The following is a 13,637-nucleotide window of genomic DNA, read 5'->3' on the forward strand; positions in this document are numbered from 1 at the left end:
GTCTGGCCAGACAAGAAACTGGGAGCCGATGGGCACTGTGATGTTGAACCCGGATCGGCAGCAGCAGACCGAGAAAAGAGCGGCATAGTTAGACGGCGACGCGACAACAACCTTGAAAAACGCCGCTTGATCCAAATGCCCACTACTCCATTAAGTGCATTGCAGGGGCAACGTTACTCATGAGCGTGGAAAATCAAAACTGAAATCCGTCGTAACGAATGTTCTAAATGTCGACGAGTTATTTCTTGGCACCGGAAAGGTGGGTGACTTCGGCCATTGCACCCACGATGCGATGCACAGCTTTTTGGTCATAGTCGGACAGGCTGCGGAACTGCTGGAGGAGTTGATCCTCCGTAGCATTCAAGCCACTGGCAGATGCCGGCAAACGCCCACCGGTCAAGACGTAGAGTACGTCCACACCGGCTTTGGCTACGGCCGTGAGGTAGGCGGAATCAGGGTTACGTTCGCCCTTTTCATAGCTGCCCTGGGTATTGCGAGTGATGCCGCCCTGCTGTGCAAAGGCATCCTGGTTGAGCCCCAAGCGCGTCCTTTCTTCGCGTAAACGCTCACCCACTCCAACGTCCAAGTCTTCCGGAGATGCACAACTTTTCAAGCTTTCATCCTTTACAGGCCCAACTATTTGGGCATAATGAAGTCAAACCAACACGAATGCACACGAATGGACACTATGCCCGCCCCACTCACACCCGAGCAAGCCCGAGCGGAATTGGTTCAAAAGGGCATCAGTCTCGCTGAGTTTTGCCGCCGTAACGATCTGAACAGTAATTTGGTCAGTGACTTGCTCAACGGCCGCAAGAAAGGACTCCGCGGCAAAGCACACATCGCTGCGGTGTTGCTGGGTATCAAGCTCGGCACGATCAGCGCCGGAGACTGAGCTACACCATCGTTCATTAACGCAAGGATGCCGCCATTGAGCACTTACAAACTCGTTTGCGCCCATTGCCATTCCCGGATGCGAATACGCACCAGTGAAGGCACTCATATTTTTCTGCGTGTCGCTTATCTGCAATGCCTCAATGAAGCCTGCGGCTGGTCCGTGCGGGCTGAGTTTGAGATGACGCATGAGATGAGCCCGAGTGGCATGGCAAACCCTGCCGTGCAGCTCCCCCTGGCCTGCGTGGCGTTGCGTCGAGCAGCCATGCAGCCCGATGACAATCAACTGTCGTTGATTCCGCCTCAAGTAATGGAGGGCGCACAATGAAAGCCCTCCATTTGGCCCCCGACTACCGCACCTGCATGCAGGACGCCGCCCACGCTTACTTGTTGCGGCATCGCGCTGAGTACCTGGTCGACTCAGATCGTTTGTTCAGCCGTGCTGAGCGCCATTTGATCGTTGGCCTGGAAGTGCCCGCCTGTCTTGCCGCGAAGCTGGTGCATTTGGCCTGGACTGACATGCAATGCACCCAGCATTCAGTTAGCACAGTGGGCGTTAGCAACACGCTCTAAACACCTACTCCTTTTAACAACCGGCATTCCCGCTGTGCGGGATGACGGGTGCGCTTTGCCTAAAATTCGAGGTTTTCATGGAAGATAACGTCAGCATCAACAGCAACCTGACTCGCGTTGAAACGGAACTCCTACTCGACGCCATACGCTCGCAGTACGCGGAGCAATTCCAGACACACTGGTACGAGGAGCGTTTCAGCTCGATCCCCATTGACCAGCGCCACGACGTGTTGCTTTCGGAAATCCCGATGATGTCGGGCCTACGGCATTTGATTGTGGCGCTCTCCCACGGGCTCGGGAGGAGATTTCACCGGTGAGCGCGTTTGCCAGCAACCTGCATGCTGACGTGCTGCTGCGCCTCAAGGAGGACTATGGGCTCCAGCGCCGCTTGAGCACCGATTATCTTAGGGGCGGCAAATGCCCTGCGTGTGGAAAAAAGGAACTTTACACACGCTATTCAGAGCCTTGGCTGATCATCTGCGGGCGAGAAAGCAAATGCGCACAGCGGTGGCACCTCAAGGATATCTACGAGGACCTGTTCGACGATTGGAGCAAGCGCGCCCCCTCCTCCGAGCAATTTCCGTTGGCGACCGCTCGGGCTTACCTTGAGTTTGCCCGAGGCTTCCGGTTTGAAGTGATTGAGGGCTGGTTCTCTCAGGAAACGTATTTCTCTGAGGCGTTGAACGCCGGCAGCGCGACGGTGCGGTTCACGCTGGAAAAGGGAGGTTACTGGGAGCGCCTGATCGATCGGCCGCATCGCTTCGGCAAGATGAAAGCGCGCTTCAAGCCCGGCGACAGTCCGCGTGGCGTCTGGTGGTGCCCGCCCTCTATCGAGTTGCTGGAGGTCAAAGAGCTGTGGATTGTCGAGGGTATTTTCGACGCGATCGCTCTGGTGCATAACGGCATCGCGGCAGTGTCCGCGATGTCGTCCAACGCGTTCCCTGAGGCTTCATTGAAGGAACTCGCACGCCAGCGCGGCGGCAAGTTGCCCAAGCTCGTTTGGGCACTGGACAACGAACCCGGCGCGCACAAATACACCAAGCGCTGGGTGCGCCAGGCTCGCGCCCTGGGTTTCGAATGTGAAGCGGCGCAGATTCAGCAGACGGACAGCCGCAAGGTCGACTGGAACGATCTGCATCAGCGCTGGGCTTTCATCGATGAAGAAAATCAACGTACCGAGCAGATCAAAAAAGACGTGGCCACCGCCCGTTATCACGGCTCTTTGTTAATAGCGGAAAGCGCCTCAGAGAAAGGCGTGCTGATGTACGACTGGCGCGAGCGCCATGAATTTCACTTCAGCTTCGACAGTCGTTTGTACTGGTTCAGGATGGATCTGGAGCGTTTCAGCAAGGCGATGCACGCTCTCGAAACTTCCGACCTTCATGAAGACCAGCTACTCAGCGAAGGCCAGCGCAAGCAAAAAGCCTTGCGCCAATGTGGCGGTGTTGTCGAGATTGCCAACTGCTACCCGCAGGCCCTGTATTTTCAGCGCAACGAAGTCACCGACGAATCCTGGTATTACTTTCGCGTCGACTTCCCCCACGACAGTGGCAGCGTGAAAAACACTTTCACTGGTGGCCAGGTTGCCGCCGCCAGCGAATTCAAGAAAAGGCTGCTGGGTATGGCTGCCGGCGCGGTGTTTACCGGTAGCAGTAAGCAGCTCGACAAGATCATGAAGGATCAACTGTTCGGTTTGAAGACTGCCGAAACGATCGACTTCGTCGGCTACAGCAAGCAGCACAGTTGCTACGTGTTCGGCGATCTCGCAGTACGGGGCGGCATCGTCAGTCTGGTGAACAAGGAAGACTTTTTCGAATTCGGCAAGCTGCGACTCAAGACACTGCAGAAGTCGATCACCATGCACATTCAGCGCGACAGCAAGCAGTACCGCACCGACTGGCTGCCGATGCTGTGGTTGTGCTTCGGTGCAAAGGGAATTGTCGCCCTCGCCTTCTGGTTTGGCTCGCTGTTCGCCGAGCAAATACGCGCGAAGTACAAGTCGTTTCCCTTCCTTGAGGTCACCGGTGAGGCCGGCGCCGGCAAGACCACGCTACTGACTTTTTTGTGGAAGCTGCTAGGCCGCGAGCATGAGGGTTTTGATCCGTCGAAATCGACCCGGGCCGGGCGCCAGCGGGCGATGGGGCAAGTCTCCAACATGCCGGTAGTGCTGATCGAGGGAGACCGGAATGAACCGGACAAAGCGCACGCCAAAGGCTTCGACTGGGACGAGCTGAAGGACTATTACGGCGGCGGCACGCTCGGTACCAAAGGCATGAAAACCAGCGGGAACGAGACCTACGAGCCGCCGTTTCGTGGGGCGATTGCGATCAGTCAGAACGCCGATGTCAGCGCGTCGGAAGCGATCCTGACGCGCATCATCAAATCGCATTTTGCGCGGCCGGCAGTCACCACTGAGAGTCGCGCGGCCGCTGACAATCTGAACCTGATTCCAGTTGAGCAGTTGAGTCATTTTTTGCTGCTGGCTGTGCGTGCGGAAGCGCAGGTGATGACCCGATTTGCAGAGCGCGTGATGGTTCATGAGCGGCAGTTGCGCGAACTCAAGGAGATTCGTGTGGAACGGATCATCAAGAATCACAGCCAGTTGATGGCTCTCGTGGATTGTCTGCGGCTGGTGTGCCCGCTCGATGACAACCAGGTAGCCACGACACAACAGGCGCTGATGTCCATGGCGCTGGAACGACAAGCTGCGATCAGCGCTGACCATCCGCTGGTTGCCGAGTTTTGGGAGGTTTTCGACTACCTCGAAAGTCTCGGCGAAGGGCCGCAGGTCAATCACAGCATCGACCCGAAACTCATTGCGATCAATCTCAACGAGTTCGCTGAACTGGCCAGTGTGCATAGACAGAACCTGGGCGACCTCAAGACGCTGCGGGGCCTGTTGGTGAATAGCCGCAGCCGTAAGTGGTTGGAAACCAATAAGGCGGTGTACAGCGCAGTCCGCGCTTCGCAAGCCGTAATCTACGGAGCGCCAAGACGGAGCTCTACTGTGCGCTGCTGGATTTTTAAGCGGGCGTGACGCGCTGCATTCAAAGGATCACTCGGCGCTGTAGTGCCGGGATGCGTAAAGGAGAAACACCATGCATGCACAAAAACCAAGCGGAAGCGGTATAGAGGCCTCCACGAACATTTTCACAGCCTGCGACGAGGTTTCTTTTGTCGCTGCACGCATTGCCGGGTACAGCGTCCGCATGCACGAAGGAATGAGTGCTAAGACGGCCAATGAAAGCGTGCAGCCCTCGAAGCACGCCGCCAGTTACCTGCTCGAACGACTAAATGCGCCCTCCGGACAATATCCACAGCCACGAGCTCCGTTCTCTTTGGAGCAAGCATGAGCCGAGAAAACCAGCCTCATCTGGCGAGCGAGACGCTTTCGGAGGATGAACTGGCGACCATCACCGGATACAAGACACCGTGTTTCCAGCGCCAGTGGTTAACCCGCAACGAATGGGAATACGTCCTCACGGGCGCACAACGTCCAGTCGTGGGTCGTGTTTACGCCCGTTTAAAACTTGCCGGGGTAAAACCGTCAGCCAACAACGCTGTCGCCGAAACCTGGTCCCTTGATCTATCGCGCGTGAACTAACAATGCGACTGAAGAAACCTGAAAACCGAGACCTGCCGCCACGGATGATCCGCCGCACCCGGAAAAGAAAAAACGGCCAAGTCTGGGTGGGTTATTACTACAACGGCAGGGACGCCGAGGGGAATCGCGTGGAGATTCCTCTGGGTAGCGATCTTGACGAGGCCAAGATCGAATGGGCGCGGTTAGACCGCAAAGCGACTCCGAAACCGGCCCACTTGATGGGCAGGCTTTTTGATGATTACGAAAAGAAGGTGATTCCGACCGTTAAGCCTGGCACTCAAAAGGACTATCTCAAGGGCCTCAAGCAGCTTAGAAATGCCTTTGAATCAGCCCCGATCGATGCGATCACGCCGCAGGTGATTGCCCAGTATCGAGATGCACGTACGGCCAAGGTACGCGCCAACCGTGAGATAGCGTTGCTTTCGACCATGTTTACCTTTGCTCGGGAGTGGGGACTGACCGACAAGGCCAACCCCTGTTTCGGCGTTCGGCGGAACAAGGAGACGCCTCGGGACTTCTATGCCGGCGATATCATCTGGAATGCGGTATACGAACAGGCTGGGCAGGATCTTCAGGATGCGATGGACTTGGCGTATTTGACTGGGCAGCGCCCGGCTGACGTGCTGAAGGCATCGACCACCGATCTCAATCATGGCTTTCTGATGGTTGGCCAGGGCAAGACTGAAAAACGCCTGAGAATCCGTCTCTACGACGGCGACAACGAAACGGACCTCTGCGTCTTCATCAACGGACTACTTGACCGGCGAGCCCAGGCTGGAACCAGGACATCGATCCTGATCACCAACCAAACGGGCCTCCGCATGAGCTATAACATGTTGCGCAACCGCTGGGACGAAGCCCGGGACAAGGCTGCGACGAAGGCTGCAACCGACGGTGACACCGAGCTGGCCACCACAATCCGGAAGTTTCAATTCAGGGACATCCGACCGAAGGCCGGTAGCGAAATTGAGGACATCAAGGATGCCAGTCGATTACTCGGTCACTCAACCGAGGAGATGACGAAAAAGGTATACCGGAGAGTTGGAGAGATAGTGAACCCTACTAAATAGGGCTCACTATTGTTCATGGTTTCAGCTACAGCATAAGGCCTAACCAAGTGCCGGGCCGGGCCGAGGGGGATTCTCAACTCCCACCTTACCCTTGCGATCTACTTTAACCACTCGGTAAGTATTCAACCACTCTTCAACTTCCGAATAGGGCACCCCTAATGTCTTAGCGGTCTCAATGATGTTTTGTATCGGAGTATTGGTGTCCCTTGCCAAGTGATGAACGTAGGATTTATTACTCATTGGGCCAGTTTCAATCACTGGCTCAGCACTCATAGAAACCCTGCTTTCTAGCTCTCTCACTCGACTCGACAGCATCCTGGTATTCGCGAGAATTTCACCCAAGATGCTGTCTCCAGATCTCGGTTCAACATCAGCTTCCTGCGGAGTTTTAGCCAAAGCTTCCGCAAATGACTTTTCGAAATTTGGCCAGTAAGTATCAAATACTTGTCTTAGTATCCGTTCATCTAAGCGCGCCCCTTCAAGGCAACCATTCAGCGAACTGATCAAACCCCACATTGAGGTGCGATCAGGCGTTGTGTGATTGAACTGAGCCAGGGGGTCTTCGATGTCGGAGGGAGCTAAATCGATTAGAAACGTGCAGACACGATTCGTGCTCAGTCCCTTCGCCAACGCACCTGTCTCGAAAAGAATCCATGGTTTGTTCTTATTTTCTTGAGTCAAACACACGATGCCGGCTGCCGTTTCCCTGAGCTGATCAGAGATTTCAGAAAACCATATTGCGCCCTTATCAATATCACGCGTCGAGATCCACGGCTGTGATGCCTGCAAGACGCATTTGATCCAGTCACTTAGAAGCTCGGCTACAACCTTGCTCCGAAGGCCAGACCAGCTAACAAATACTTTCATGATCCGTACCTGCTCCACTCCCTCTAAAGCGTAAATATGGCACGACGCCAGCAGAAAAACACCTGTCACGAAAGTTTTACCACAGGGATCAGCTCGTCGCTGCAGCAACTAACTAGCAAACCTAAATTCTCTCAGGGAGGTGCGGGTTGCGGAACGCCTGTGAAAAATTGCGGAACACCCCACTTTTTCACAGGCAATAAAAAACCCCGTAGATCATTGATCTACGGGGTTTTCAATAGTGGAGGCCGAGGTCGGAATCGAACCGGCGTAGGTGGATTTGCAATCCACTGCATAACCATTTTGCTACTCGGCCTCAAAGCATTTGCTGTCAGTAGCGAACAACAAACACGTACAAATTGGAGCGGGAAACGAGACTCGAACTCGCGACCCCGACCTTGGCAAGGTCGTGCTCTACCAACTGAGCTATTCCCGCTTGGTGATGCGCATTCTATAGAATTAAGAAGCTTCGTCAACCCCTTGATTCAAAAAAGTTTTATTTCTTTTCAACATCCGTCTTCAGGTGCGGCCAGGCGGCACGAAGGTATTGAATCATCGACCACAGCGTCAAGCCTGCGGACACCAACAGCAAGACGTAACCCAGAATGACCCAGAAGCTGAAGTCCTTGGGATTGGCCAGCAGGATCACCAACGCGAGCATTTGCGCGGCGGTTTTCCATTTGCCCAGGTTCGAAACTGCGACATGAGCGCGAGCACCGAGTTCGGCCATCCACTCACGCAGAGCAGAAACGACAATCTCGCGACCAATGATCACGGCGGCGGGCAGCGTGAGCCACAGATTGCCATGTTCTTGCACCAACAGCACCAGAGCCACCGCGACCATGAGTTTGTCAGCAACCGGATCCAGGAACGCTCCGAACGGAGTGCTTTGTTCCAGGCGGCGGGCCAGGTAACCATCCAGCCAGTCCGTCGCTGCCGCGAAGGCAAACACCGAGGCGGAGGCCATGTAACTCCATTCGTAAGGCAAATAAAACAGCAAAATAAAGATCGGGATAAGCAGGACGCGTAAAACGGTAATCAGATTAGGGATATTCATCGGCACAACTGGCTACGAGGTGAAGGGGCATTCTACTCGCTATGCAGGTTTGCATAAATCGACTCTGCGAGCTTTTTACTGATCCCCGGGGCTTTGGCGATCTCTTCGATGCTTGCACGAGACAGCTCCTGCAATCCACCAAAATGTTTCAATAAGTCGCGACGCCGGGTCGGTCCTACGCCGGCAACGCCTTCCAGGGTTGACGTACGGCGGGTTTTGCCGCGGCGAGCTCGGTGTCCGGTAATTGCGAAACGGTGGGCCTCATCGCGGATCTGCTGAATCAGGTGCAGCGCCGGCGAGTCGCCGCGTAGAGTGAACTCGTGCGCGGCATCATTCAGATACAACGTTTCGAAACCAGCCTTGCGAGTTGCGCCTTTGGCAACACCGAGCAAAATCAGGTCCGGCACGGCCAACTCGTTGAGGACGTCACGGGCCATCGATAACTGGCCTTTACCACCGTCGACCAACAAGATGTCCGGCAGCTTGCCCTCGCCATCCTTGAGTTTGCTGAAGCGTCGCGTCAAGGCCTGGTGCATGGCGGCATAGTCGTCACCCGCCGTGACGCCTTCAATGTTGTAGCGGCGGTAATCCGATTTGATCGCGCCTTCCGGGCCAAAGACCACACAGGAGGCGACCGTTGCCTCACCGCTGGAATGACTGATGTCGTAGCACTCCAGGCGCTGCGGAGGCTCATCGAGGTTTAACACTTGCGCCAGCGCTTCAAAACGCGCTGCCGTATGTTGACGATTGGCCAGACGCGCGCCCAACGCCTGCTCTGCGTTGGTAACGGCCAGTTGCTGCCAGCGCGCTCGGGTGCCACGCACCCTGTGGCTGATGGCCAATTCGCGGCCACGCAATCCATGAATCGCCTCGATCAGCGTCGGAAAATCGTCGTGCACCACGTTCACGATCAGCTCGCTCGGCAAATCGCGCTCCGGGCTACTGATGAAGTATTGCCCGAGAAACGCTGCCATCACTTCAGAAACGTCCTCTTCGATCCCCACTTGCGGGAAGAAATTCTTGCTGCCTAACACGCGTCCGCCACGGACACTGATCAAATGCACGCAAGCGCCGCCCGGGTTGACGAAGGCGGCGATGACATCGATATCGCCCGTACCGCCTTCCATGCTCTGCTGATCCTGAACCCGACGCAGCAAAGCGATCTGATCACGCAACTCGGCAGCACGCTCGAATTCAAGATTGATCGCAGCCTCCTCCATCGCCGCAGACAGCTCATTGGTCAGCGCATGACTGCGCCCTTCGAGAAACATTACCGAGTGACGCACGTCCTGAGCATAGACATCAGGCTCAACCAGCCCGACACACGGCGCCTTGCAGCGCTTGATCTGATATTGCAGACACGGCCGGGTGCGGTTCTTGTAGTAGCTGTCTTCACATTGACGAACAAAAAACGTCTTTTGCAGCAAGCTCAGACTTTCGCGTATTGCACCGGCACTCGGATAAGGACCGAAATACTTGCCCTTGGCCTTTTTCGCCCCGCGATGGATGCTCAGACGCGGGAACTGTCCGTCAGACAGAAAGACATAAGGATAGGATTTGTCGTCGCGCAACAGGATGTTGTACGGCGGCCGCCACTCCTTGATCAGGGTCTGCTCAAGCAACAGCGCTTCAGTTTCGTTGGCGGTGATGGTCGTTTCGACCTGAGCAATACGCCCGACCAGCGCAGCCGTTTTTGGCGCCAGACCCGTTTTGCGAAAGTAGCTCGCCAGACGTTTCTTGAGGTTCTTGGCCTTGCCTACGTAGAGCAGACGCGCATCGCTGTCGAACATGCGATAGACGCCGGGGCGCCCACTGACGGTCGACAGAAAGGCGCCGGAATCGAATGTTTCAGTCATGGTCAGAGGCTGGCATCGACCATGCCGTGACGAACCGCCAACAGCGTCAACTCGACATCGCTGCTGATCGAAAGCTTCTCGAAAATGCGATAGCGATAGGTGTTCACGGTTTTCGGCGACAGACACAATTTGTCGGAAATGATCTGTACTTTCTGACAGCCAACAATCATCAACGCAATCTGAATCTCGCGCTCGGACAAGGCGTCGAAAGGCGAATCATTGGACGGCTGAAAGGATTTGATCGCCAATTGCTGTGCAATTTGCGGGCTGATATAGCGCTGGCCGGCAAAAACCAGGCGAATGGCCTGCACCATTTCCGGCAGCCCCGCGCCCTTGGTCAGATAACCCGCAGCGCCGGCCTGCAGCAATCGTGTAGGAAAAGGATCCTCTTCACACACCGTAACCGCGACCACCTTGATGTCAGGATGACTGCGCAGCAGTTTGCGCGTGGCTTCGAGGCCGCCGATGCCAGGCATCTTGACGTCCATCAGAACCACATCGGGCTTCAACTCTCGGGCCTTGATCAGGGATTCTTCCCCCGACTCGGCTTGGCCAACCACCTGCAGACCATCAATATCGGCCAGCATTCGTGTAATGCCTGTACGAACGAGATCATGGTCATCGACCACTAGCACCCTAATCAAGCAGACACCTCGCGATATGGTCTTATTGGGATGCCGGACACCTTAGCAAAAAGTGTCCGACAGACCTAGCGGCAAGCATCATTAAAAAAGTTTCAATTCATCATAGAAGGCTTGCCGGCCGTGGGTTTCAGAGCACAGGTGTACTGATATCCAACTGCATGCGCAGAAAACACTCGTCTTCGCCTTGTACTCGCAGTCCTTTTCTCTGATACAAATTTTTCGCTGGATTATTTTCAAACACCGTCAGGCGCAAAGCCGGACGCTTTTCTTGACGGGTCATGCCAATAACCTGATCAATTGCCCAGGAACCCGCGCCCCTCCCCTGAAAGGCTTCAGCAATTTGCAATTCGCGAATATACAGGGCCCGCGCATCCCGGCTGAGGCTGAAAAATCCTGCAGGTGTATCAGCCACTAATATCAGCCAGTTCTCGCGCCCCGACCAGGCCACGTCAAACGCTTCGTCCTGCCACAACAGGTCATGGTGAATGTAATAGCGCAGCATGTTCTGACAAGTGAGATTTCGCGAAAACGCCAGGTTCTCTGAAGTCGCACGCCTGAGCTGGAATGTCATTGAGCCTCCGAAATGGCAACGACCTGACCCCGCCATTCACCTGCATCGCGACGGGCAACCACCAGAAGATCACCCGCCCCCGGCGCCGAAACAATCAGCGAACCCTCCTCGGACCAGATCGCGCTTCGCCCTGCTGACTGCCATCCGCCGGTGAGGCCGCCGTGGTTGGCCATCAACACAGCCATCTTGTGTTGCCTGGCATAACCCGCAAGCAGCGCGGTGTCTGCTACATAACCTTTCTCACTGATCAAGACACCCGCAGCGTAAAGATTCGCGCCTCGATCAGCGGCCGCTGCGGCATGACTGGCATGAGAGAAGTCGGCGCAGACCGCCAGCGCAACCGTATCCTTGCCAATGCTCAAGGCCGGCCCTCCGTGGCCGGGAACGAAGACAATCTCCTCACCCGAGTGCAGATGTTGTTTGCTGTACACCTCAAGCGAGCCATCGGCACCCAGGACCAGCGCACCGATCAATACCGCCGAACGCCCTTCCAGCCGTATTGGCATACCGACGACAGTCGTGATGCCGAGCTTTCGGGCCAAATACCGTAACGGCTCGAGCACAGAGTCTTGCGGGTCAATGGCCAACGCAGCCGCTTTTTCCCCTTCATAGCCGGTCAGCGATAATTCAGGGCACACCAGCAATTCGACGCCCTGCTGCGCCGCGGCCTCGATAAAACGCCTGTGACGGGCAATGTTTGCGCCAAGATCCCCCTTTATCGACGTTATCTGGGCGGCAGCAATGGTGAGTGTCGACATGGTTCGTCATTCTTCCTTGGTCATCAGGCGAAACGCGGAGTGTGTCACAACCCTTGCAGCACTCAAGCGATAGGCGTTTTGTGGGTGATGCGATAGCATTTTCTGATTGATATGGCGTATCGGCCTCTAGTAAGCTCGGCGCATTCATCGGAGACAAACCATGTTCAACGCCCTCTTACAGCTTCGTACCGCCAGCGCCCTGCGCTCGGTTGTGGCTGCCCAGGCGAAAGACGTTTGCGCTTCGGCCAGCTTTTATTTTGGGTATTGGTTTAGCCACTGGCGCGCCTGATACCCACCGGCGCCCATGAAAACGGGTCGCCTACCAGAGATTTCTCAACCCCCGGTCGGCTCCCCGACCGGGGGTTTTGTTTTTTCAGGCCCAAACTTTTTCAGCAACGCACCAGACACTTTGAGGATTCACGAAATGAACTACGCCACTTATTACCGTTACGACAGCTTTAGCGCCTGGCGATTTACCAGCCTCCGCTCGGGACAGCCTGCCGCCTCCGATCGGTCACCAACAGGTGGCAAACACGCACACGTAGCCAATCCGGCCAATTGTCGAACACCCCAGTAGGGCCGAGCGAGCGGGAAGAACCGCCGCCAGCCCAGGAAGAACACATATGAACTCGTCCGTTTCTGCTCTGCCACTGTCACTCGATTCTGCCAACGAAGCGCTGACGCTGCGCCTGCCCAGTTCGTTGCAACTCAAACAGCAATTGCCCCTGAGCAATGCCTTGAGCCGACAGGTCGCCGCCCACCGCCAGGCGGTTCGCGCGATCCTCAATGGTAAAGACCAGCGCCTGTTGGTCATCGTAGGCCCCTGCTCTATCCACGACCCTGAGTCCGCCATTGAATATGCGGGCAAACTCGCCCGACTGGCTGAAGATGTCAGCGACGAGATGCTGCTGGTGATGCGTGCGTACGTCGAGAAGCCGCGCACTACTGTCGGCTGGAAAGGCCTGGCTTACGATCCGCACCTGGATGGCAGTGACGACATGGCCGGCGGCCTGACGATGTCCCGCACACTGATGCTGGAAATGATCAGCCTCGGCTTGCCCGTAGCGACCGAACTGTTACAGCCCATGGCGGCAGGATACTTCGACGACCTGCTCGGTTGGGTTGCCATTGGCGCACGAACGACGGAATCACAAATCCATCGCGAGATGGCCAGCGGCTTGAGCATGCCGGTAGGCTTCAAGAATGGCACCGACGGTGGCGCAGCCGTTGCTGTGGATGCCATGCGCTCGGCAGCCCATCCACATCGCCACTTTGGGGTCGACAGCCAGGGGCATCCGGCGATTATTCAGACGCCCGGCAACCCGGATACCCATTTGGTGTTACGCGGTGGCCATCAGGGGCCTAACTACGATCGCGATAGCGTGGCAAGCATTCACGCCGACCTGAAACGTTTGAATATTCCGAGCCGGATCATGATCGATTGCAGTCACGCCAACAGTGGCAAGGATCCGCTGCGTCAACCAGCCGTCTTCAACGAAGTACTTGAACAACGCTTGCACGGCGATCGCTCCCTGATCGGTATGATGCTGGAGTCTCATCTGTTCGAAGGCTGTCAGCCGCTGAGTGGATCGCTGCGCTACGGCGTTTCGATCACCGATGGCTGCCTCGGTTTCAGCGCCACGGAACGATTGCTGCTTGATGCCGCTCGGCGTCTTGGCGCCAAAGCCAGAGCGTGATTGCAAACCTGCCCTGCGGCTCATTCAAAGCCGGAGGGCAGGCCGTGTT

General features: G+C 56.1%; 18 protein-coding genes and 2 tRNA genes. 11 read left to right on the forward strand and 9 right to left on the reverse strand.

Going from position 1 to position 13,637, the window contains the following annotated elements; all coding sequences use genetic code 11:
• The coding region (locus AACY50_RS23655; RefSeq protein WP_339539235.1) for a hypothetical protein at positions 1-183 on the forward strand (183 nt) is incomplete at its 5' end.
• A 55-nt stretch (positions 184-238) separates the two neighbouring features.
• Here AACY50_RS23655 and AACY50_RS23660 read toward each other — a convergent pair.
• Complete coding sequence (locus tag AACY50_RS23660) at positions 239-613, reverse strand: helix-turn-helix domain-containing protein (RefSeq protein WP_339539236.1); 375 nt, start codon at positions 611-613, stop codon at positions 239-241.
• A gap of 75 nt (positions 614-688) precedes the next feature.
• On the opposite strand from AACY50_RS23660, the gene AACY50_RS23665 reads away from it, so the two are divergent.
• The 8 genes from AACY50_RS23665 to AACY50_RS23700 all read left to right on the forward strand — a co-directional run bounded on the left by AACY50_RS23665 (position 689) and on the right by AACY50_RS23700 (position 6,141).
• A complete protein-coding gene (locus tag AACY50_RS23665) occupies positions 689-895 on the forward strand; it encodes a DNA-binding protein (protein WP_339539237.1) in 207 nt (68 codons plus the stop codon).
• Positions 896-931: 36 nt separating this feature from the next.
• Positions 932-1,222 carry an ogr/Delta-like zinc finger family protein gene (locus AACY50_RS23670; RefSeq protein WP_339539238.1) on the forward strand — a complete coding sequence of 97 codons (291 nt, stop codon included), beginning with the start codon at positions 932-934 and terminating at the stop codon, positions 1,220-1,222.
• Positions 1,219-1,467: a hypothetical protein gene (locus AACY50_RS23675; RefSeq protein ID WP_339539239.1), complete on the forward strand. Its 249-nt coding sequence runs from the start codon at positions 1,219-1,221 to the stop codon at positions 1,465-1,467. The genes AACY50_RS23670 and AACY50_RS23675 overlap by 4 nt, the downstream gene beginning before the upstream one ends.
• 77 nt (positions 1,468-1,544) lie before the next feature.
• Positions 1,545-1,784, forward strand: coding sequence for a hypothetical protein (locus AACY50_RS23680; protein WP_339539240.1), 240 nt, complete (start codon positions 1,545-1,547; stop codon positions 1,782-1,784).
• Positions 1,781-4,504 carry a bifunctional DNA primase/helicase gene (locus AACY50_RS23685; protein ID WP_339539241.1) on the forward strand — a complete coding sequence of 908 codons (2,724 nt, stop codon included), beginning with the start codon at positions 1,781-1,783 and terminating at the stop codon, positions 4,502-4,504. Before AACY50_RS23680 ends, AACY50_RS23685 begins: the two co-directional genes overlap by 4 nt.
• A gap of 61 nt (positions 4,505-4,565) precedes the next feature.
• The gene (locus tag AACY50_RS23690) at positions 4,566-4,820 is read left to right on the forward strand and encodes a hypothetical protein (RefSeq protein WP_339539242.1); all 255 of its coding nucleotides are present in this window, start codon (positions 4,566-4,568) and stop codon (positions 4,818-4,820) included.
• Entirely contained in the window at positions 4,817-5,071 is a 255-nt protein-coding gene (locus AACY50_RS23695) for a DUF4224 domain-containing protein (RefSeq protein ID WP_339539243.1), read from the forward strand. The genes AACY50_RS23690 and AACY50_RS23695 overlap by 4 nt, the downstream gene beginning before the upstream one ends.
• Before the next feature lie 2 nt (positions 5,072-5,073).
• Positions 5,074-6,141 (forward strand): tyrosine-type recombinase/integrase, encoded by a 1,068-nt coding sequence (locus AACY50_RS23700; RefSeq protein WP_339539244.1) that lies wholly within the window; start codon positions 5,074-5,076, stop codon positions 6,139-6,141.
• Positions 6,142-6,180: 39 nt separating this feature from the next.
• Here AACY50_RS23700 and AACY50_RS23705 read toward each other — a convergent pair whose 3' ends face one another.
• The 8 genes from AACY50_RS23705 to AACY50_RS23740 all read right to left on the reverse strand — a co-directional run bounded on the left by AACY50_RS23705 (position 6,181) and on the right by AACY50_RS23740 (position 11,891).
• Positions 6,181-7,008 carry a hypothetical protein gene (locus AACY50_RS23705; protein ID WP_339539245.1) on the reverse strand — a complete coding sequence of 276 codons (828 nt, stop codon included), beginning with the start codon at positions 7,006-7,008 and terminating at the stop codon, positions 6,181-6,183.
• Between the two features lie 239 nt (positions 7,009-7,247).
• Positions 7,248-7,321: transfer RNA gene (locus AACY50_RS23710), tRNA-Cys, on the reverse strand.
• Between the two features lie 44 nt (positions 7,322-7,365).
• Positions 7,366-7,441, reverse strand: a tRNA-Gly gene (locus tag AACY50_RS23715).
• A 60-nt stretch (positions 7,442-7,501) separates the two neighbouring features.
• Positions 7,502-8,062: a CDP-diacylglycerol--glycerol-3-phosphate 3-phosphatidyltransferase gene (gene pgsA, locus AACY50_RS23720; protein WP_221729659.1), complete on the reverse strand. Its 561-nt coding sequence runs from the start codon at positions 8,060-8,062 to the stop codon at positions 7,502-7,504.
• Positions 8,063-8,094: 32 nt separating this feature from the next.
• Positions 8,095-9,918, reverse strand: coding sequence for an excinuclease ABC subunit UvrC (gene uvrC / locus AACY50_RS23725; protein ID WP_339495979.1), 1,824 nt, complete (start codon positions 9,916-9,918; stop codon positions 8,095-8,097).
• A 2-nt stretch (positions 9,919-9,920) separates the two neighbouring features.
• Positions 9,921-10,562, reverse strand: a complete 642-nt coding sequence (gene gacA, locus AACY50_RS23730; RefSeq protein WP_016984198.1) for a response regulator transcription factor GacA — start codon at positions 10,560-10,562, stop codon at positions 9,921-9,923.
• 127 nt (positions 10,563-10,689) lie between these two features.
• Positions 10,690-11,133 carry a GNAT family N-acetyltransferase gene (locus AACY50_RS23735; protein WP_339433158.1) on the reverse strand — a complete coding sequence of 148 codons (444 nt, stop codon included), beginning with the start codon at positions 11,131-11,133 and terminating at the stop codon, positions 10,690-10,692.
• Positions 11,130-11,891 carry a carbon-nitrogen hydrolase family protein gene (locus AACY50_RS23740; RefSeq protein WP_339433157.1) on the reverse strand — a complete coding sequence of 254 codons (762 nt, stop codon included), beginning with the start codon at positions 11,889-11,891 and terminating at the stop codon, positions 11,130-11,132. The genes AACY50_RS23735 and AACY50_RS23740 overlap by 4 nt, the downstream gene beginning before the upstream one ends.
• 160 nt (positions 11,892-12,051) lie before the next feature.
• Here AACY50_RS23740 and AACY50_RS23745 point away from each other — a divergent pair, with 160 nt between their 5' ends.
• Together AACY50_RS23745 and AACY50_RS23750 are read left to right on the forward strand one after the other, a co-directional pair.
• A complete protein-coding gene (locus AACY50_RS23745; protein ID WP_339433156.1) occupies positions 12,052-12,180 on the forward strand; it encodes a hypothetical protein in 129 nt (42 codons plus the stop codon).
• A gap of 334 nt (positions 12,181-12,514) precedes the next feature.
• On the forward strand, positions 12,515-13,588 hold the full coding sequence (locus AACY50_RS23750; protein ID WP_339433155.1) for a 3-deoxy-7-phosphoheptulonate synthase: 1,074 nt from the start codon (positions 12,515-12,517) through the stop codon (positions 13,586-13,588).
• Positions 13,589-13,637 lie beyond the last annotated feature (49 nt).

It is taken from the genome of Pseudomonas sp. RA_15y_Pfl2_54, assembly GCF_963971015.1.
Lineage (GTDB): Bacteria > Pseudomonadota > Gammaproteobacteria > Pseudomonadales > Pseudomonadaceae > Aquipseudomonas > Aquipseudomonas baetica_A.